The sequence below is a fragment of the Intrasporangium flavum genome (genome assembly GCF_001956915.1).
Classification (GTDB): domain Bacteria; phylum Actinomycetota; class Actinomycetes; order Actinomycetales; family Dermatophilaceae; genus Monashia; species Monashia flava.
On sequence record NZ_MLJO01000003.1, the window covers coordinates 218,436 to 236,531 of the forward strand.

General features: G+C 73.2%; 15 protein-coding genes. 6 read left to right on the top strand and 9 right to left on the bottom strand.

All coding sequences use genetic code 11. The features are described 5' to 3' along the window. Positions 1 to 3 precede the first annotated feature (3 nt). From BIV28_RS02635 to BIV28_RS02665, 7 genes are all read right to left on the bottom strand, one after another. Positions 4 to 1,128, bottom strand: coding sequence for a sensor histidine kinase (locus BIV28_RS02635; RefSeq protein WP_076259047.1), 1,125 nt, complete (start codon positions 1,126 to 1,128; stop codon positions 4 to 6). Between the two features lie 40 nt (positions 1,129 to 1,168). After that, positions 1,169 to 2,701 (bottom strand): GTPase ObgE, encoded by a 1,533-nt coding sequence (gene obgE / locus BIV28_RS02640; RefSeq protein WP_076259049.1) that lies wholly within the window; start codon positions 2,699 to 2,701, stop codon positions 1,169 to 1,171. Positions 2,702 to 2,833: 132 nt separating this feature from the next. Continuing rightward, positions 2,834 to 3,103 (bottom strand): 50S ribosomal protein L27, encoded by a 270-nt coding sequence (gene rpmA, locus BIV28_RS02645; protein ID WP_076259051.1) that lies wholly within the window; start codon positions 3,101 to 3,103, stop codon positions 2,834 to 2,836. A 34-nt stretch (positions 3,104 to 3,137) separates the two neighbouring features. Next, positions 3,138 to 3,446, bottom strand: coding sequence for a 50S ribosomal protein L21 (gene rplU / locus BIV28_RS02650; RefSeq protein WP_076259053.1), 309 nt, complete (start codon positions 3,444 to 3,446; stop codon positions 3,138 to 3,140). Positions 3,447 to 3,569: 123 nt separating this feature from the next. Then, on the bottom strand, positions 3,570 to 6,848 hold the full coding sequence (locus tag BIV28_RS02655) for an Rne/Rng family ribonuclease (RefSeq protein WP_076259055.1): 3,279 nt from the start codon (positions 6,846 to 6,848) through the stop codon (positions 3,570 to 3,572). A 208-nt stretch (positions 6,849 to 7,056) separates the two neighbouring features. After that, positions 7,057 to 7,830, bottom strand: a complete 774-nt coding sequence (locus BIV28_RS02660; RefSeq protein ID WP_076259056.1) for a TIGR03936 family radical SAM-associated protein — start codon at positions 7,828 to 7,830, stop codon at positions 7,057 to 7,059. Between the two features lie 257 nt (positions 7,831 to 8,087). Further along, positions 8,088 to 8,864, bottom strand: coding sequence for a lysophospholipid acyltransferase family protein (locus tag BIV28_RS02665; RefSeq protein ID WP_076259058.1), 777 nt, complete (start codon positions 8,862 to 8,864; stop codon positions 8,088 to 8,090). A 160-nt stretch (positions 8,865 to 9,024) separates the two neighbouring features. Between BIV28_RS02665 and valS the strand changes: the two genes are divergently transcribed. The 6 genes from valS (at position 9,025) to BIV28_RS02695 (ending at position 16,079) form a co-directional block, all read left to right on the top strand. Beyond that, positions 9,025 to 11,682 carry a valine--tRNA ligase gene (gene valS / locus BIV28_RS02670; RefSeq protein WP_076259060.1) on the top strand — a complete coding sequence of 886 codons (2,658 nt, stop codon included), beginning with the start codon at positions 9,025 to 9,027 and terminating at the stop codon, positions 11,680 to 11,682. A gap of 144 nt (positions 11,683 to 11,826) precedes the next feature. Continuing rightward, a complete protein-coding gene (locus tag BIV28_RS02675) occupies positions 11,827 to 12,549 on the top strand; it encodes a DUF4129 domain-containing protein (RefSeq protein WP_076259062.1) in 723 nt (240 codons plus the stop codon). Further along, on the top strand, positions 12,539 to 13,120 hold the full coding sequence (locus BIV28_RS02680; RefSeq protein ID WP_076259063.1) for a hypothetical protein: 582 nt from the start codon (positions 12,539 to 12,541) through the stop codon (positions 13,118 to 13,120). The genes BIV28_RS02675 and BIV28_RS02680 overlap by 11 nt, the downstream gene beginning before the upstream one ends. Before the next feature lie 3 nt (positions 13,121 to 13,123). Next, positions 13,124 to 14,152, top strand: a complete 1,029-nt coding sequence (locus tag BIV28_RS02685) for an AAA family ATPase (RefSeq protein ID WP_076259065.1) — start codon at positions 13,124 to 13,126, stop codon at positions 14,150 to 14,152. Positions 14,153 to 14,160: 8 nt separating this feature from the next. Beyond that, positions 14,161 to 15,483: a DUF58 domain-containing protein gene (locus BIV28_RS02690; protein ID WP_242652733.1), complete on the top strand. Its 1,323-nt coding sequence runs from the start codon at positions 14,161 to 14,163 to the stop codon at positions 15,481 to 15,483. 5 nt (positions 15,484 to 15,488) lie between these two features. Continuing rightward, positions 15,489 to 16,079, top strand: a complete 591-nt coding sequence (locus tag BIV28_RS02695) for a hypothetical protein (protein ID WP_076259425.1) — start codon at positions 15,489 to 15,491, stop codon at positions 16,077 to 16,079. A 22-nt stretch (positions 16,080 to 16,101) separates the two neighbouring features. Here BIV28_RS02695 and BIV28_RS02700 read toward each other — a convergent pair whose 3' ends face one another. Together BIV28_RS02700 and clpX are read right to left on the bottom strand one after the other, a co-directional pair. Then, a complete protein-coding gene (locus tag BIV28_RS02700) occupies positions 16,102 to 16,728 on the bottom strand; it encodes a hypothetical protein (protein ID WP_076259068.1) in 627 nt (208 codons plus the stop codon). Between the two features lie 52 nt (positions 16,729 to 16,780). Next, a complete protein-coding gene (gene clpX / locus BIV28_RS02705; protein WP_076259070.1) occupies positions 16,781 to 18,058 on the bottom strand; it encodes an ATP-dependent Clp protease ATP-binding subunit ClpX in 1,278 nt (425 codons plus the stop codon). Between the last annotated feature and the right edge of the window lie 38 nt (positions 18,059 to 18,096).

The window sequence follows — 18,096 nt, forward strand, 5'->3', positions numbered from 1 at the left end:
ACCTCATACGTGCACTCCGGGGCGGAACTTCGGCAGCCGGACGACGACCTTGGTGCCGGCTCCCTGGGCGGTCTCGACGACGAGACCGTACTCGTCGCCGTAGGCGGCGCGCAGGCGCTCGTCGACGTTGGCCAGCCCCACCGAGTCGCTCGCCGGGTCGCCGGCGAGCACGCGGGCCACCCGCTCGGGGTCCTCCCCGACGCCGTTGTCCTCGATCGTCACGACGCACTCCTGGTCGACGTCCTGGGCCAGGATGCTGATCTCACCCGGCCCGGCGCGGCCCTCGATGCCGTGCCGCACGGCGTTCTCGACGAGCGGCTGCAGGCACAGGAACGGCACGACGACCGGCAGCACCTCGGGCGCGACGCGCACCGTCACCGTGAGCCGGTCACCGAACCGCGCCTTCTCGATCACGAGGTAGGCCTCGATCGAGCGCAGCTCCTCGGCGAGCGTCGTGAACTCCCCGTGCCGCCGGAAGGAGTACCGGGTGAACTCGGCGAGGTCGAGGAGCAGCTCGCGGGCCCGCTCCGGGTCGGTGCGGGTGAACGAGGCGATGGCCGTCAGCGAGTTGTACACGAAGTGCGGGCTGATCTGGGCCCGCAGCGCCCGCACCTCGGCCTCCATGAGGCGGGTCCGCGACGCGTCGAGCTCGGCGAGCTCGAGCTGTCCCGACACCCACCGGGCCACCTCGTTCGTCGCGCGGACCAGGCCCGCCGACGCCTCGTCGGTGAAGACCTGCAGCGTGCCGACGACCTTCTCCTCGACGTCGAGCGGCGCGACGACGGCCTGGCGCACGATGCACGACGGCTCGCCGCATGCGACGTCGGCGCCGCCGACGACGGTGGCCCGCCCGTGCTGCAGCGTGCCGGCCGCGATGACGACGGGCTGCGGGGCGTGGTGGGCCCGGCCGCCCTCCCACGCCAGCAGCCGGGTCGTGTCGGTCATCGCGACCGCCGGCGCACCGAGCAGCGACCGCAGGTGCTTGAGCGAGCGCTCCGCCGCCTGCGGCGTCAGCCCCGCCCGCAGGGGCGGCGACGCGAGCAGCGCGGTGTGCAGCGTCCGGTACGCGGCGCGGTCGGCCTGCGTGCCGAGGTGACCGCGACGCAGCAGCGCGCCCCACGTGCTCATGCGCACACCCTAGAGGCCGGACGGCCCCCGTGAGCGTGGCTCAGGCGTCGTCGGTGTCCTCGTCGCGCAGGTGCCACAGCCCCGAGCGACGCTCGGCGTCGAGCTCCTCCTGGGTCGCGGCGCGCGCGGCATAGCGGTCGCGCATCGCCTCGCGCTTCTCGTCGCGGGTCGGTCGCGCGTCGTCCTGCAGGCGCAGGTCGGTGCCGCGGACGCCGAGCAGCTCGGCGCCGGGCTGCAGCGTCGGCTCCCAGTCGAAGACGACGGCGTCGTCGGTGGCGCCGATGACGACGGTGTCGCCCGCGACGGCCCCGACCTTGTAGAGCTGGTCCTCGACGCCGAGGCGCGCGAGCCGGTCGGCGAGGTAGCCGACCGCCTCGTCGTTGCTGAAGTCGGTCTGGCGCACCCACCGGATCGGGCGCTCGCCCGTGACGCGGTAGAACGGGCCGTCGGGACCGTTCTCCTTCGTCACCGTGAAGCCCCGGTCGTCGAGCGAGCGCGGGCGCAGCACGACGCGCTTGGGCATCGCCGCCTCGGCCTCGACCTGCTTGCGGGCCTCCTCGACGTGGCGCGCCATGGCGTAGCTCAGCTCGGCCAGGCCCTGGTGGGCCACCGCCGAGACGATGAACACCTCGAGGCCGCGGGCCTCGAGGTCGGGCTTGACCATCTCGGCGAGCTCGCGGGCCTCGGGCACGTCGGCCTTGTTGAGCACGACGATGCGGGTGCGCTCGGCGATGGGGCGGCCGCCGAGGTCGGCGTCGGGCACGTAGAGGGACAGCTCGTTCTCGATGACGTCGAGGTCGGTCATCGGGTCGCGGCCGGGCTCGAGCGTGGCGCAGTCGATGACGTGCACGAGCACGGAGCAGCGCTCGACGTGCCGGAGGAACTCCAGCCCCAGGCCCTTGCCCTCGTGGGCGCCGGGGATGAGACCCGGCACGTCGGCGACGGTGAACCGGCTCGACCCCGCCGTCACGACGCCGAGGTTGGGCACGAGCGTCGTGAACGGGTAGTCGGCGATCTTCGGCCGCGCGGCCGACAGCACCGACACGAGCGAGGACTTGCCCGCGCTCGGGAAGCCGATCAGGGCGACATCGGCGAGCGTCTTCAACTCGAGGACGACGTCGATCTCCTCCCCCGGCTCGCCCAACAGCGCGAAGCCCGGCGCCTTGCGTCGCGTCGACGCGAGGGCCTTGTTGCCGAGACCGCCACGACCGCCTCGCGCGATGACGTGCTCGGTGCCCATGCCGACGAGGTCGGCGACGATCGAGCCCGACGCGTCCTTGACGACCGTGCCCTCCGGCACCGGCAGGACGAGGTCGTCGCCGTCGGCGCCGTTCTTCTCGTCGCCGGCGCCCGGGGCGCCGTTGCCGGCCTTGCGGTGCGGGTGACGGTGGTAGTCGAGCAGCGTCGTGGACTGCGGGTCGACACGCAGCACGACCGAGCCCCCGTGACCGCCGTTGCCGCCGTCAGGGCCGCCGAGCGGCTTGAACTTCTCGCGGTGGACCGACGCGACGCCGTGCCCGCCGTTGCCGGCGGCCAGGTGCAGCACGACACGGTCGACGAAGGTCACTGCCATGGGAGGTCACTCTTCCAGTTCAGGGTGGGCCGGCGGCGACCTCACGATCGGGGTGCCGGGGTGGCCCGGGAAAGGCGGAAGGACGGGCCGCGCGGGCCCGCCCTTCCGGTACATCAGTGGTGATCGAGGCGATCACTCAGCGGCAGCGGTCTCCGGCTGCTCGATGTTGACGGTCTTGCGGCCGCGCTTGGTGCCGAACTTCACGGCGCCGGCGACGAGGGCGAACAGCGTGTCGTCGCCACCTCGGCCGACACCCTCACCCGGGTGGAAGTGCGTGCCGCGCTGACGGACGAGGATCTCGCCCGCGTTGACGGTCTGGCCGCCGAAGCGCTTGACGCCGAGTCGCTGTGCGTTCGAGTCGCGACCGTTGCGGGTCGAGGACGCACCCTTCTTGTGTGCCATGTCGTTGCTCCTTGTGAGGTCTGTGTCGGCCGGGTCAGGCGTCGATCGCGGTGATCTTGACCTGGGTCAGCGGCTGGCGGTGGCCCTGACGCTTCCGGTAGCCCGTCTTGTTCTTGTACTTCATGATCGTGATCTTCGGGCCCTTGGCGGCCTTCACGACCTCGGCCTTGACCGACGCCTTCGACAGCTTCGCGGCGTCCGACGTGACGGTGGTGCCGTCGACGAGGAGCAGCGGCGTGAGCTCGACGGCGTCGCCGGGCTGACCCGTCACCTTGTCGATGAGCAGGACGTCGCCCACCGAGACCTTCTCCTGGCGACCGCCAGCGCGCACAATCGCGTACACAGTGAAACTCACTCTCTTCGTTCAGGGGTGATCGCCGCTTTCGGAACCGGCCCGTCAACACGGGCCCGGTGGGCGCACCAAGGATCAAGCGTACCGGCAGGAGCGTGCTGCTCCAAACCGAGGTCAGGCGTCGTCGCCACCACCGTCGGCGGTCGCCTTGGGCGGGCCGGCGGGGGCCACGACTCGGCCGCGGCGACGGCGTCCGCGCGCGGCGGGTGCCGGCTCCGACGCGGGCTCGGACGCGGGCTCCGGCTCGGGGGCCGCCTCCGGCTCGGGCGTCGGCTCGGGCGTCGGCTCGGGCTGCTCGTCGACGGCACCGGGCACGTCGGACTCGAGCTCGACCGGGACGGCGGCGTCGGCGCCGTGCGAGGCGTCGGCGTCCTTCTCGGCGATCGGGGCGTCGTCGCCGCCCCACGGCCCGGAGTCCTCGGGGAAGGCGTGCGGGTGGCCGTCGACCGAAGAGCCAGACGAGCCCGACTCGGCCGCCTGGTCGAGCTGCTCGAGCGCCTCGATCTGCTCGGCGGCGGTCGTCGCCCCCTTGATGGCCGCGGCGTGCGCCGCCGCGGCGATCTGGGCCGCGGTGGGGCCGGAGGGCTTGTGGTCGGCAGCCGCCTCGTGGGCGGCGGACGGCTGACCGCCCGTGCCCTGCGACGCCTGGCCGGAGCCGCCCTGGTTGCCCTGGCCGCCCTGACCGCCCTGGTTGCCCGAGCCGCCCTGGCCACCGGAGCCGCGACCGCCGCGACGGCGACCCTCGCCCGAGGGCTCGTGCTGGTGGGCGCCCTTGTCGACGGGGTCGGTGTGGATGACGTAGCCGCGGCCGTTGCAGTGCTCGCACGTGTGCGAGAAGACCTCGATGAGGCCCGAGCCCACGCGCTTGCGGGTCATCTGGACCAGGCCGAGCGAGGTGACCTCGGCGACCTGGTGCTTGGTCCGGTCGCGGCCGAGGCACTCGAGCAGGCGCCGCACGACGAGGTCGCGGTTGCTCTCCAGGACCATGTCGATGAAGTCGATGACGATGATGCCGCCGATGTCGCGCAGCCGCAGCTGGCGCACGATCTCCTCGGCCGCCTCGAGGTTGTTCTTGGTGACGGTCTCCTCGAGGTTGCCGCCCGAGCCGACGAACTTGCCGGTGTTGACGTCGACGACGGTCATCGCCTCGGTGCGGTCGATGACGAGGGAGCCGCCCGAGGGCAGCCAGACCTTGCGGTCCATGGCCTTGGACAGCTGCTCGTCGACGCGGTGATGGGAGAAGAGGTCCTCCTCGGAGGTCCACTTCGTGACGCGGTCGGCGAGGTCGGGGGCCACGGCCGTGATGTACGGGTGGATCTCCTGCCAGGCCTGCTCGCCGGAGACGACGAGCTGCTTGAAGTCCTCGTTGAAGACGTCGCGGATGACGCGGACGGTGAGGTCGGGCTCGCCGTGCAGGAGCATCGGGGCCGTGCCGCCGGTCGCGGAGCCGCTGCCGCCGTTCTTCTTCTTGCCCTTGCTCTTGCCGGCGCGCGGGGTGGAGCCGGCCTCGGCCTTGGCCTGGATGTCCTCCCACGTCGCGGTCAGCCGCTCGACGTCGGCGCGCAGCTCCTCCTCGCTGGCCCCCTCGGCGGCCGTGCGCACGATGACGCCGGCGGAGTCCGGCACGACCTCGCGCAGGATCTTCTTGAGGCGGGCACGCTCGGTGTCGGGCAGCTTGCGGCTGATGCCGGTCATCGAGCTGTTCGGGACGTAGACCAGGTAGCGGCCGGGCAGGCTGATCTGCGAGGTGAGGCGCGCGCCCTTGTGGCCGATCGGGTCCTTGGTCACCTGGACGAGGACGGTCTGGCCCGAGCCGAGCGCGTTCTCGATGCGCTTGGGCTGGCCGGACTCGAGGCCTGCGGCGTCCCAGTTGACCTCGCCGGCGTAGAGCACGGCGTTGCGGCCCTTGCCGATGTCGACGAACGCCGCCTCCATCGAGGGCAGCACGTTCTGGACCCGGCCGAGGTAGATGTTGCCGGCCATCGACACGTTGGTCGCCTGGTCGATGTAGTGCTCGACGAGGACGTCGTCCTCGAGGACGCCCATCTGGGTGCGGCCGTCCTTGTTGCGCACGACCATGACCCGGTCGACGGCCTCGCGGCGGGCCAGGAACTCGGCCTCGGTGATGATCGTGCGGCGGCGACCGGCCTCGCGGCCCTCGCGGCGTCGCTGCTTCTTGGCCTCGAGGCGCGTCGAGCCCTTGACGGCGACCGGCTCGTCGCTGCGGGGCTGGCGCACGCGCGTCGAGACGCCGGGGGCGTCCTCGGCGGCGTCGGAGCCCGACCCGGCCCGGCGGCGCCGACGGCGGCGACGGCTCGAGCCGGCCTCCTCGTCACCCTCCGCGGCCTCGGCCGCCTCGCCAGTCTCCTCGCCCGACGCGTCGGCCTCGCGGGCCTCCTGCGTGTCGCGGGACGTGCGGCCCCGGCCGCGTCGGCCCCGGCCGCTCTCCGGCTCGCCCGACGCGTCCTCGTCGGGCGCGTCGTCGGTGTCCTGGTCGGACTCGGCGTCGGCGCCCCGGCCACGGCGGCCCTTGCCGCCCCGGCGGCGGCGCGAGCGGCGCGGCGACGAGTCGTCGCCCTCGCGGTCGTCCTGGTCCTCGCCGGACCGGTCGGCCTCGGCGGCGGCGGACGTGTCGGCCTCGTCGAGGCCGGGCTGCTCGTCGGTGGCGTCGTGGTCCTCGGGCTCCGGGCGGCGGCTGCGCGACCGGCGGGTCGGGACGCTGCTGGTGTCAGGGGCCTGGAACAGGACGCTGAAGCTCGGGACGACCGCGAAGGGGTCGGCCGGCTCGGCGCCGTCCTCGGTGTCCGTGACGTCCTCGGTGTCCTCGGTGTCCTCGTCCGTCACGTCGGCGTCGGCCTGCTCGTCGACGCTCGCGACGAGCTCCTCGAGCGCCGCGGCGGCGCGGTCGCGCCCGGAGCTGCGCCGGCGACGACCCGACTTCTCCTCGGCGGGCGCCTCGGTGGAGGTCTCCGTGGTGTCGGCAGCGACGGCGGTGTCGGTGGTGTCGGTGGTGTCGGTGGTCTCGGTGGTCTCGGCCGGCTCGGCGGGAGCGGCCTTCTTGCGGCGCGTCCGGGTCGCCTTGGGGGCGTCGTCGGACGCCGCGGCCTTGGCCGAGCGGCTGGCGCGCTTGCGCGCGGCCCGCGCCGGCGCGGCCTCGGCGGCGTCGGCGCCCTCGGCGGCGTCGGTGCCCTCGCTCGCCGGCGGGACCTCCGCCTCGCCGGCTGGGGTGGTCGTCTCGGGTGCCGGCGCGGGCGCGGCGGCCTTCTTCGTGACGCGTCGCGAGGCCCGCTTGCGGGGCGCCGGCGCGCTCGGCGCGTCGGTGGTGGGGTCGCCGTCGAAGAGGTTGGGGGCCTGGGTGCCCTCGGTCGATGCGGTGGTGTCGTTGGGTGCCATCCGGCAGCCTCCCGTCAGGAGCGGTGTGACCCACACCGCGGCCCGTGGGCCGTCGCCACCGCTCGAAACGCGGTCTGTGTCGTCCCGGTGTGACCCGTGACGGAAGTCGATGCGTTACACCCGGTCCCGGTTCGCGCTGGGCGCGGCCCCGGTCCCTCGTGCCGTCGGCGTTCTCGTCGGCAGCCGGTTCGTCGTCATGGCCGGGTGGTCATGTCAGCGGGTCGGTCACCCTCGCGGTTGCGGTGTCGAGCGGTCCCTGCGCCAGACGCGTCACCAGTGGCGGACGCGGAGGCTGCAGGTCGGCGATCTCACGCAGCGCGGTCAGAATGTCGTCGGGGCGTACGGCAGGTGTGGTGTGTCGTACGACCATGCGCAGTATCGCACAGTCGGCCGCGATCGCGAGCGAGGCGGGCACGTCGGTGGCCGTGTCGGACGCGCGGCCGACGCGGGCGGAGAGGATCGCCCCGCGCACGTCGAAGGTCCGCGGGCCGGACTTCGTCACGCGGGTCACCTCGGCGACCTCCCGTTCGAGCAGTGCGTCGACGGCGGCGGCGAGCACCCCGACGGGCAGCCCGGTGTACACGAGGAGCCAGTCGCTGGCCTCGAGCCGGTCGGCGAGCGCGCCGGGGGCCGCCTCGACGACCTCGACGATGTCGATGCCGTCGGGCAGTGCCTCGTCGAGGGCGACCCGCACCGACTCCGGGTCGACGCGCGAGGTGACGGCGATCTCGACGTACTCGGCCTCGGAGGCCGTGCCGGTCGCCGCCGCGTTGGCGTAGCTGATCTTCGGGTGCGGGTGGAAGCCGGCCGAGAAGGCCATCGGCACGTCGGCCCGGCGCAGCGCCCGCTCGAGGGCACGCTGGAAGTCGCGGCTCGAGGTGAAGCGGAGGCGCCCGCGCTTGGTGTAGCGGATGCGGAGCTTCTGGACGGCGGGGGCCGGGGGCGGACCCTCGGGGACGCGCTGACGAGCCTGACGAGCCATGCGCGGAAGGGTACCGGCGCGGTGGGCCCGGCCCCGAACCCGCGTCACCGGGTGTCGCCGTGGTGGTGGCTTCTCCCGCCGGTCGGCTACGTCCTGCAGCGGCGCCGCAGCCGCGGCTACCAGGCCGCGGCCTTCGCGACGCTGAGCCACCAGCAGAAGACCCAGCTCGTCCACTTCAAGGCGACGGCGACGGCTGCTTGTGCACTGGGGCCGGGAGATGCTCGGCGAGCCCCCGCCGGGCCACCGACGCTGACGCGTCAGTCCTCGGAGCCGAAGCCGCGGCGCTCGTCGGCGCGGCGACGACGCTCCTGCGCCTCCTGCGCGTCGAGGCGGTCGGCCTCCTCGAGCGTCGGCGCGGTGCCGCCGAGGCTCGCCGGCAGGTAGCGCAGGTCGGGGCCCCGCAGCGGCTCGTACGCGGCGCGCGCGACGTCGAGCAGCTCCTGCATGACGCGCTTGTAGCGGACCGTCACCGCGTCGGGGTCGGCGTCGGGCGCCACCGGGATGGGCTCGCCGACGTTGATGAGGATCGGGACGTTGGTGCGGCCGAGGCGCCGCGGCAGGCCCTTGGACCAGACCCGCTGCGAGCCCCAGATGACCGTCGGCAGGATCGGCACGCCGGCCTCGGCGGCCATCCGCGCCGCGCCGTTCTTGAAGGCTTTGAGCTCGAAGGAGCGCGAGATCGTCGCCTCCGGGAAGACGCCGACGATCTCGCCGGCCCGGAGGGCCTCGACGGCGGCCTCGTACGAGGCGGCGCCGGCGGTGCGGTCGACGGGGATGTGGTGCATGCCGCGCATGAGCGGGCCGCTGACCGGGTGACTGAAGACGCCGTCCTTGGCCATGAACCGCACGAGGCGGTCCGAGCGGCGGGCCGCCAGCCCCGCGTACGCGAAGTCGAAGTAGCCGGTGTGGTTGACCGTCATGACGGCACCACCCTGACGCGGCACGTTCTCGTCACCGAGGATCGTGAAGTGCAGGCCCTGCAGGGCGAAGACGCCACGGGCGAACCCGATGACCGACGAGTAGACCGGCTCCATGGGGACACTCTGCCCTGCCGCTCCAGGCTTCGGCACACCCATCCGCCCGAACGTCCGGAAGGACCTGCGTGAGCATCGCCACACCGGCCCTCGCCACCGGCGTCGACCGCCGGTGAAAGCCGGTCGAGGGCATCCGTCGCCGCATGGAAGGATTGGGCGCATGACTGACGCACCTGCCACCACGACCTCTCGGATCCCCGAGCGCCCGACGCTCGACGGCCTCGAGGAGAAGTGGATGCAGGTATGGAAGGACGAGCAGACCTACGCCTTCGACCGGTCCCGGGCTCTCGAGCTGCCGCGCGAGCAGGTCTTCGCCATCGACACTCCCCCGCCCACAGCGTCGGGCAGCCTCCACGTCGGGCACGTGTTCTCCTACACGCACACCGACTGCATGGCGCGCTACAAGCGGATGCAGGGCCTCGAGGTGTTCTACCCGATCGGCTGGGACGACAACGGCCTGCCCACGGAGCGCCGCGTGCAGAACTACTACGGCGTGCGCGGCGACGCGACCCTTCCCTACGTCGAGGGCTACGAGCCGCCCTTCTCCGAGGGCGTCGACGCGAAGGGCAAGGCGATCAAGCCGGCCGACCAGCAGCCGATCAGCCGCAAGAACTTCATCGAGCTGTGCGACGCGCTCACCGTCAAGGACGAGGTGACCTTCGAGTCGCTGTTCCGCCGGCTCGGGTTCTCCCTCGACTGGGACATCTCCTACCGGACCATCGACGAGCGTTCGCGCGCCGTGGCCCAGCAGGCCTTCCTGCGCAACCTCGAGCGCGGCGAGGCCTACCAGAGCGAGGCACCCGGCCTCTGGGACGTCACGTTCCAGACCGCCGTGGCGCAGGCCGAGCTCGAGGCGCGCGACTACCCCGGCGCCTACCACCGGGTGGCCTTCCACCGTCCCGGCGGGGAGCCCGTCCACATCGAGACGACCCGCCCCGAACTCATCCCGTCGGTCGTGGCGCTCATCGCCCACCCCGACGACGAGCGCTACCAGCCGCTCTTCGGCACCACGGTGACCTCGCCGCTCTTCGGCGTCGAGGTGCCGGTGCTCGCCCACCACGCGGCCGAGATGGACAAGGGCGCCGGCATCGCCATGTGCTGCACCTTCGGCGACCTCACCGACGTCATGTGGTGGCGCGAGCTGCGCCTGCCGATCCGCTCGCTCATCACCCGCAACGGACGCCTCCAGGCCGACACGCCCGAGTGGCTCGCCGGCGGCCCCGGCGAGGCGCTCTACGCCGAGCAGCTCGCGACGAAGACGACCTTCAGCGCCCGCGAGGCGGTCGTCGCCGCGCTGCGCGAGTCCGGCGACCTCGACGGCGAGCCGACGAAGACCCAGCGCAAGGCGAACTTCTACGAGAAGGGCGACAAGCCCCTCGAGATCGTCACCTCGCGCCAGTGGTACATCCGCAACGGCGGTCGCGAGGCCGACCTGCGGGCGGCTCTCGTGGCCCGGGGCGACGAGGTCGACTTCCACCCAGCGTTCATGCGCTCGCGCTACAAGAACTGGGTCGAGGGCCTCAACGGCGACTGGCTCATCAGCCGCCAGCGCTTCTTCGGCGTGCCGTTCCCGGTCTGGTACCCGGTGACCGCCGAGGGCGAGACCGACCACGACCACCCGATCGTCGCCCCCGAGTCGGCGCTGCCGGTCGACCCGCAGACCGACGTGCCCGAGGGCTACGACGAGAGCCAGCGCGGCGTGCCGGGCGGCTTCGTCGCCGACCCCGACATCATGGACACGTGGGCGACGTCGTCGCTCTCGCCGCAGATCGCGGCCGGCTGGCCGGTCCGCGGGGGCGAGGGCCCCGGCTCGGACCCCGAGCTGTTCGACGCGATCTTCCCGATGGACATGCGCCCGCAGGCGCACGACATCATCCGCACCTGGCTCTTCGCGACGGTGACCCGCGCCCACTTCGAGCACGGCACGGTGCCGTGGCGCAACGCGGCCATCAGCGGCTGGATCCTCGACCCCGACCGCAAGAAGATGAGCAAGTCCAAGGGCAACGCCGAGACGCCCGAGGACGTCGTCATGGCCCACGGCGCCGACGCCGTGCGCTACTGGGCGGCCTCGGGTCGCCTCGGCACCGACGCGGCCTACGACACCGGCCAGATGAAGGTCGGCCGGCGCCTCGCCATCAAGGTGCTCAACGCGAGCAAGTTCGCGCTCGGCTTCGGCGACGTGTCCGGCGACCTGCGCTCCGCGGTGACCAATCCCCTTGACCTGTCGATGCTCTCGGCCCTCGGCGACGTCGTCGACAAGGCCACGCACGGGTTCGAGGCGTGGGACTACACCCGCTCGCTCGAGGTCACCGAGACGTTCTTCTGGACGTTCTGCGACGACTACCTCGAGCTCGTCAAGGACCGCGCCTACGGCGGCCAGGGCGGGGCCGAGGCCGACTCCGCCCGTGCCGCGCTGCGGCTCGCGCTCGACACCCTGCTGCGCCTGCTCGCCCCGTTCATCCCGTACGCCACCGAGGAGGTCTGGTCCTGGTTCGGCGAGGGCTCGCTGCACCGCCAGTCCTGGCCCAGCCGCGACGCGCTGCCGACCGGTGGCGACCCCGCGGTGCTCACGACCGTCGGCGAGGCGCTCGCGTCGGTCCGCAAGGTCAAGTCGGAGGCCAAGCTCGGCATGCGCGCCGAGATCCGCACGATGACCCTCGTGGGCCTTCCCGAGGAGCTCGAGCGGGTCCGTGCGGCCGAGGCCGACCTGCGGGCCAGCGGTCGCGTCACCGACCTCGCCTACGCCGAGGGCGACGGCATCGAGGTCCGCGACGCCGACCTCGTGCCCGTCGAGAAGGACCGCGCCGCGCGCGCCTGACGACTCCTCCCCGACGCGTGGGCGGCACCCGATGGGGGCCGCCCACCGTCGTGTCCGGCCCCGGTGCGCCGGCAACATGTCAGGACGACAACGATCGGGGTGGTGACCCCGACGCCCCGCCCCGCGCGGAATATCGTGACCGGCATGTCGAGACGGGGGACGGTCGCCGCTGCCGTGGCCGGGGTCGTCGTCGCCGTGGCGCTCGTCGTGGCCGCCACGGGTCCGTCGGTGCCGGTCCTCTCGCGCCCGGTGAGCACCGTGACCTTCACGGAGGTGCCGACGACGACCGTGCAGCCGACGTCGTCGCCGGTCTCGCCCGTCACCTCGTTCCGCGACGTCGCGCCGAGCCCGCCGTCACCGCTGTGGGGCCTGCTCGTCCAGGTGGTCATCGCGCTCGTGGCGATCGGTGTGCTCGCCGTGCTGGCCCAGATCGTCATCGCCCTGCTGCGGCGCCCCCGGCTCGTCCGGCACGACGAGCCGGTGTTCGAGGCGCCCGACGTCCCCGAGGAGCTGCTCGCCGGGGCCCGCGCCGGCATCGACCTGCTGCTGACCGGCGAGCCCCGCAACGCCATCGTCGCGGCCTGGCTCGCCCTCGAGACCTCCGCGGCGGCCACGGGCCTGCCCCGCGACCCCGCCGAGACGTCCACCGAGTACACGGCGCGCGTCATCGGCACGTGGGCGATCGACCGGGACCGGCTTGCCGACCTCGCGGCGCTCTACCGCGAGGCCCGGTTCTCGGTCCACGACCTCGGCGAGATCCACCGCGACCGCGCCGTCGCCGACCTGCGCGTGCTGAGCGCCGACCTCGAGCGCGTCGCCGCGGCCGTGCCCGGCCCGGCACCCGAGAGGGCCGACGATGCCCGCTGAGCCGACGCGTCGCGGACGCCACGCCCCACCGCCTAGCGGGCCCGCCCGCCAGGTCGCCGGGCTCCGCGAGGTGCTCGCGCCGTGGCGCCGACGCATCACGGCGGTGCTGCTGACCTGGCTCGGCTTCGTCACTGCCACGGCCCTGCTCGGCCTGACGCCCGACGCGCCACGCCTGCTCGCCGTCCTCGTCGCCGGCTTCGTCATCGCCTGGCACGTCGTCGACCACGTCGGCGCGCTCGGGCGCACCGTGTGGCCCCTCGTCGACGGCGAGCTCGGCTCCGGCGGTCGCGGCAACGACTTCCGGGTGGCCAACCTCGCCGCGCGCCTCGAGGCGGCCAACGTGCACGGCGAGGGGCGTGAGGCCCTCGTCCACGACCTGCACGTGCAGCTGCAGGACCTCATCCGCGAGCGGCTCTTCGTGCGGCACGGGCTCGTCGTCGAGGAGGAGCCGCGCTGGTCCGAGGGCGTCACGCCCGCCGAGCTGTGGCAGCTCCTCGTCGAGCTGCCCCCGTCCGACCTCTACCGTCCGGCCCGGCTGGACCCGATCCTCCGACGAATCGAGCAGTGGTGACCCATGACTGAGACCGATCCCGAGACGCCCGCAGCGACGACCCCGATGGCGCTGGCCCGCGTCAGCGAGCTCAGTGCCGCCATCCTCGACGAGGTCGACCGCGCCGTCGTCGGCAAGCGTGAGGCGCTGACGCTCGTCCTCGCGGGCATCCTCGCGGGCGGCCACGTGCTCATGGAGGACTTTCCCGGCCTCGGCAAGACGCTCGCCGCGCGCAGCTTCGCCCAGACCCTCGGCCTGGAGTTCAAGCGCGCCCAGTTCACGCCCGACCTGCTCCCCGGTGACATCACCGGCTCGTTCGTCTTCGACCAGCGCGACCGCGAGTTCGTCTTCCGGCCCGGGCCGCTCTTCACCGGGCTGCTGCTCGCCGACGAGATCAACCGCACCCCGCCCAAGACCCAGGCCGCGCTCCTCGAGGCCATGCAGGAGAAGCAGGTGACGGTCGAGGGCCGCACCTTCGGCCTGCCCCGCCCCTTCCACGTTCTCGCGACGGCCAACCCCGTCGAGTACGAGGGCACCTACCCGCTGCCCGAGGCCCAGCTCGACCGGTTCCTCATGCGCGTCTCCTTCGGCTACCCGAGCCTCGAGGAGGAGTGGCAGGTGCTCGCCGGGCGGATGGCGCGCCGCCAGGAGGAGCAGCAGCTGCCCGCCGTCGTCGGGGCCGAGGAGCTGCTCGCGATGCAGGCGGCGGTCGAGGCCACGGTCGTCGACGAGTCGGTGGGTCGGTACTGCGTCGCCCTGGCCGCGGCGACCCGCACGCACGGCGACGTCCTCATGGGCGCCTCGCCGCGTGGCTCGCTCGGCCTGCTCCTGTGCTCGCGCGCCTACGCCGTCATCAACGGGCGCGACTACGTGACCCCGGAGGACGTCAAGGCGGTCGCCGTGCCCGTGCTCGCCCACCGCGTCACGGTCAAGCCCGAGCTGTGGATGAGCAACGTCAGCGGGGCGGCCGTCGTCGGCGGCCTGCTGCGCACCGTGCCGACCCCCTCGGCCCGTGAGGGCGCCGTCCCCCACGACGCGCACCGGCCGCGATGACCGGGGGCGTGCCCTCGGGCGGCGCCGGGACCGGGGTCGGGACCGGCGGGCGGTCGCTCGGGTCGTGGGCGCCGACGGCGGCGCACCAGCGCGCCATCGTCCTCGCGTCCGCGTTCGCCGTCGTGGGTGTCCTGAGCCGGCACGCCGACCTGCTCGTCCTCGCGACACCGCTCGCCGTCGCCGCGCTGTGGGGCCACGTGACCCGCCCCCGCGCCGATGTCCGCGCGTCGGCCCACGTGCAGCTGGCGACGCTGCGCGAGGGCGAGGCGACCAACGTCCTCGTCACCACCGAGCCGGCCCTGCACGAGGCCCACGGCGTGGCGATGCTGGCCAGCGTGCCGTGGGTCGAGCGCAAGCCGTCCTCGGGCATCGTGCCGCTCGACGACGGGCGGGCCGTCGTCGCGATCCGCTCGACCCGGTGGGGACGCCGGCGCGTCGGCACCGTCAGCGTCGTGCTGTCGAGCCCGTGGGGCGCCTTCCGCGTCGGCCCGACCGACCTGCCCGACCTCGAGGTGGGCACGCTGCCGCTCCCCGCGCTCTTCGACGCGAACGCCCCGACCCCGCACCCGCGTGGCGTCGTCGGGCTCAACCGCTCGAACCGGCCCGGGTCGGGCACCGAGTTCAACACGATCCGTCGCTTCCAGCCGGGCGACCGGCTGCGCCGGATCCACTGGCCGGTCTCGATGCGCACCGGCACCCTGCACGTCACCTCGACCTTCACCGACGAGGACGCGCACGTGTTCCTCCTCGTCGACGCCTTCAGCGACCTCGGGCGACGCGAGGGCGTCGACGGGCGCCCCACGAGCCTCGACGTCACGGTCCGCGCGGCCGGCGCCATGAGCGAGCACTTCCTGTCCGGCAACGACCGGCTGACGCTGCGCACCGTCGGCGCGGCCAAGGTCCCGACGCTCGGGGTCGGCTCCGGCATCAACCACCTGCGCCGCGTCCTCGAGACGCTCGCCTCGATCTCGCCGGCCACCGAGCGCCGCGACACCGGCGAGTCGGCGATCCGCGGCGTCGACGCCAACGCGCTGTGCCTCGTGCTGTCCCCGCTCGTCGACCCGACGATGGTGATGCTCGCGCACACGCTCGCCTCGCGGGGCATGACGGTCGTCGTCGTCGACACCTTCCCGGAGCACCTGACCGACCCGTCGACGAACCCGTACGAGTCGCTGGCCTGGCGGATCCGTCTGCTGCAGAGGGAGGCCCAGGTGCAGGGCCTGCAGATGCGCGGTGTCCCGGTCGTGGCCTGGCGCGGTCCGGGATCGCTCGACCAGGTGCTGCGCGACATCGCCCGGCGCGCCCGCGCCCCGCGCATGGCGAGGCGGTGACCGGCATGACCCATGCGACCGGCACCCCCGCCCAGCCCTCGACCCGTCTACCCCACCACGCGCGGTGGACGCTCCGGCTCGGCGGTCCGGAGTGGTCGGCGAGCCAGCTGGGCCTCGCCGCCGCGCACGCCCTCGGCGCCCTCGCCTACCTCGTCTGCCTCGACCACGCGTCCGGCGGTTTCGACGGGTTGTTCTGGATCCTCGCCGCCGTGCCCCTGCTGACGCTGTCGTGGACCGGGTCGGCCCTGCCGCTCGCCTACTGGGGCCTCATGCTCTTCGGCTGGTTCACCCTGACGCCGGAGGGCTCGTTCTCGTGGTGGAGCCTGCCGGCGGCCGCCGGTGTGGCCGTCGGCCACGCGGCCGCGGCCCTCGGTGCGTCGGTCCCGCCCGCGACGCAGGTGGCACCGCGCGAGCTGCTGCGCTGGACCCGTTGGACCGGTGTCGCTGCCGCCGCAGCCCTGCCCGTTGGGGCGCTCGCCGGCGTGCTCGCGGGCCACGGTGACGTCGGGGGCCCGGCCGCCCTCGTCGTCGGCGTCCTCGGGCTGGCCGCCGCCGTCCTGCTCCTGCGCACCGAGCCACCGGCCGAGCGCGACTGAGCCACGAGGACGCGAGGAGCGGTCAGGTGGCGTCGTGGACCGCGGCCCAGGGGACGTCCCAGCCGGCCAGGCGCAGCCGGCGCATCACGAACGCCTCGCGCGAGAGGCCGACGACGCGTCCGACCGACGGCTCGTAGACGTCGAGCCCGTCGCCACCGGTGGGCGGCAGCGCGAGCACGACGTGGCGCGGCAGCGTCGGGCTGCCGATGTAGAGGACGCCCGGTCGACCCGGGCGCACCGCGGCCGCGAGGTCGTCGTAGGCGCGTCCGAGCCGTTCGGCCGAGCCGAGCCGGAACCACGCGACGTGCCACCGTGCCCCGGGGGCGCCGGCGCCGAAGCGCAGCTCGTTGCGGGCACCCCACGGCGAGGTGCCGAGCGCGCGGGGCCACGGCAGCTGCAGCCGCCCGCCCCCGCCGAACCAGCCACCGGTGCGCCGAGCGACGACCTGCTCGTAGGCGGCGAAGCGCCCGGTCTCGGTGCCGGCGTCCATCGGGGCGGCCGGGTCGTGCGGGACGCCCAGGCGGATCCACTGCGCGAAGGCCGGGTTGACGAGCATCCGCGCCACGGTGAGCGAGGCGGAACCGCACGTCGTCGAGGTCTGCTGCACCGGTACGGGATCGCCGGAGTGCAGGCGGAACGGTGCGACCACGGCTCAGCCTCCCGTCAGGACGGGTCGGACCCGGTGGAGGTCCGCACCGGCGTCAGGCAGACTCCTTGCGCGGACGCTTGGCCCGCGGCTCGGCCTCACGCCGCACGATCGTCGGGTTGACGTTGTCGAGGACGACCTCACGGCTCACGACGACGCGGGCGATGCCGTCGTCGCTCGGCACGTCGAACATGACCGGGAGGAGGACCTCCTCCATGATGGCGCGCAGGCCGCGGGCACCGGTGCCGCGCAGCAGCGCCTGCTCCGCGACGGCCTCTAGGGCGTCGTCGCTGAACTCGAGCTCGACGCCGTCGATCTCGAACATCTTCTGGTACTGCTTCACGAGCGCGTTGCGCGGCGTCGTGAGGATGTTGACGAGGGCCTGGCGGTCGAGCGGCGCGAGCGTCGTGAGCACGGGCAGGCGGCCGATGAACTCGGGGATGAGGCCGAACTTGAGCAGGTCCTCGGGCATGACGTCGGCGAAGGAGTCGGCGAGGTCCTTGGGGCTGTGCAGCGCGGCCCCGAAGCCGAGGCCCTTGCGCCCGACGCGCGACTCGATGATCTTCTCGAGCCCGGCGAAGGCACCGCCGACGATGAACAGGACGTTCGTCGTGTCGATCTGGATGAACTCCTGGTGCGGGTGCTTGCGCCCGCCCTGCGGAGGCACCGATGCCGTGGTGCCCTCGAGGATCTTCAGGAGGGCCTGCTGGACGCCCTCGCCGGAGACGTCGCGCGTGATCGACGGGTTCTCGCTCTTGCGGGCGATCTTGTCGACCTCGTCGATGTAGATGATGCCCGTCTCGGCCTTCTTGACGTCGTAGTCGGCGGCCTGGATGAGCTTGAGCAGGATGTTCTCGACGTCCTCGCCGACGTAGCCGGCCTCGGTCAGCGCCGTGGCGTCGGCGATGGCGAAGGGCACGTTGAGCATCTTCGCGAGGGTCTGGGCCAGATAGGTCTTGCCGGAGCCGGTCGGGCCAATGAGCAGGATGTTGCTCTTGGCGATGTCGACGTGCTCGTCGTCGCGCTTGGGGCCGTCACCGGCCTGGATGCGCTTGTAGTGGTTGTAGACCGCGACGGCGAGCGCCTTCTTCGCGGTGTCCTGGCCGACGACGTAGTTCTGCAGGAAGTCGAAGATCTCCCGCGGCTTGGGCAGGTGGTCGAGGCCCAGCTCGCTGTTCTCGGCGAGCTCCTCCTCGATGATCTCGTTGCAGAGGTCGATGCACTCGTCGCAGATGTACACCCCGGGCCCGGCGATGAGCTTCTTGACCTGCTTCTGGCTCTTTCCGCAGAACGAGCACTTGAGCAGGTCCCCGCCTTCTCCGATTCGTGCCACCGATTCGCTCCTGGTCGCTCGACCCCGGGTGCCGGATG

Excerpts from the sequence above, each read along its gene's own strand:
- BIV28_RS02665 (WP_076259058.1), bottom strand. The coding sequence starts at position 8,864 with ATGGAGCCGGTCTACTCGTCGGTCATCGGGTTCGCCCGTGGCGTCTTC.
- BIV28_RS02660 (WP_076259056.1), bottom strand. The coding sequence starts at position 7,830 with ATGGCTCGTCAGGCTCGTCAGCGCGTCCCCGAGGGTCCGCCCCCGGCC.
- BIV28_RS02655 (WP_076259055.1), bottom strand. The coding sequence starts at position 6,848 with ATGGCACCCAACGACACCACCGCATCGACCGAGGGCACCCAGGCCCCC.
- BIV28_RS02635 (WP_076259047.1), bottom strand. The coding sequence starts at position 1,128 with ATGAGCACGTGGGGCGCGCTGCTGCGTCGCGGTCACCTCGGCACGCAG.
- obgE (WP_076259049.1), bottom strand. The coding sequence starts at position 2,701 with ATGGCAGTGACCTTCGTCGACCGTGTCGTGCTGCACCTGGCCGCCGGC.
- BIV28_RS02680 (WP_076259063.1), top strand. The coding sequence starts at position 12,539 with ATGCCCGCTGAGCCGACGCGTCGCGGACGCCACGCCCCACCGCCTAGC.
- valS (WP_076259060.1), top strand. The coding sequence starts at position 9,025 with ATGACTGACGCACCTGCCACCACGACCTCTCGGATCCCCGAGCGCCCG.
- BIV28_RS02695 (WP_076259425.1), top strand. The coding sequence starts at position 15,489 with ATGACCCATGCGACCGGCACCCCCGCCCAGCCCTCGACCCGTCTACCC.
- BIV28_RS02685 (WP_076259065.1), top strand. The coding sequence starts at position 13,124 with ATGACTGAGACCGATCCCGAGACGCCCGCAGCGACGACCCCGATGGCG.
- BIV28_RS02675 (WP_076259062.1), top strand. The coding sequence starts at position 11,827 with ATGTCGAGACGGGGGACGGTCGCCGCTGCCGTGGCCGGGGTCGTCGTC.
- rpmA (WP_076259051.1), bottom strand. The coding sequence starts at position 3,103 with ATGGCACACAAGAAGGGTGCGTCCTCGACCCGCAACGGTCGCGACTCG.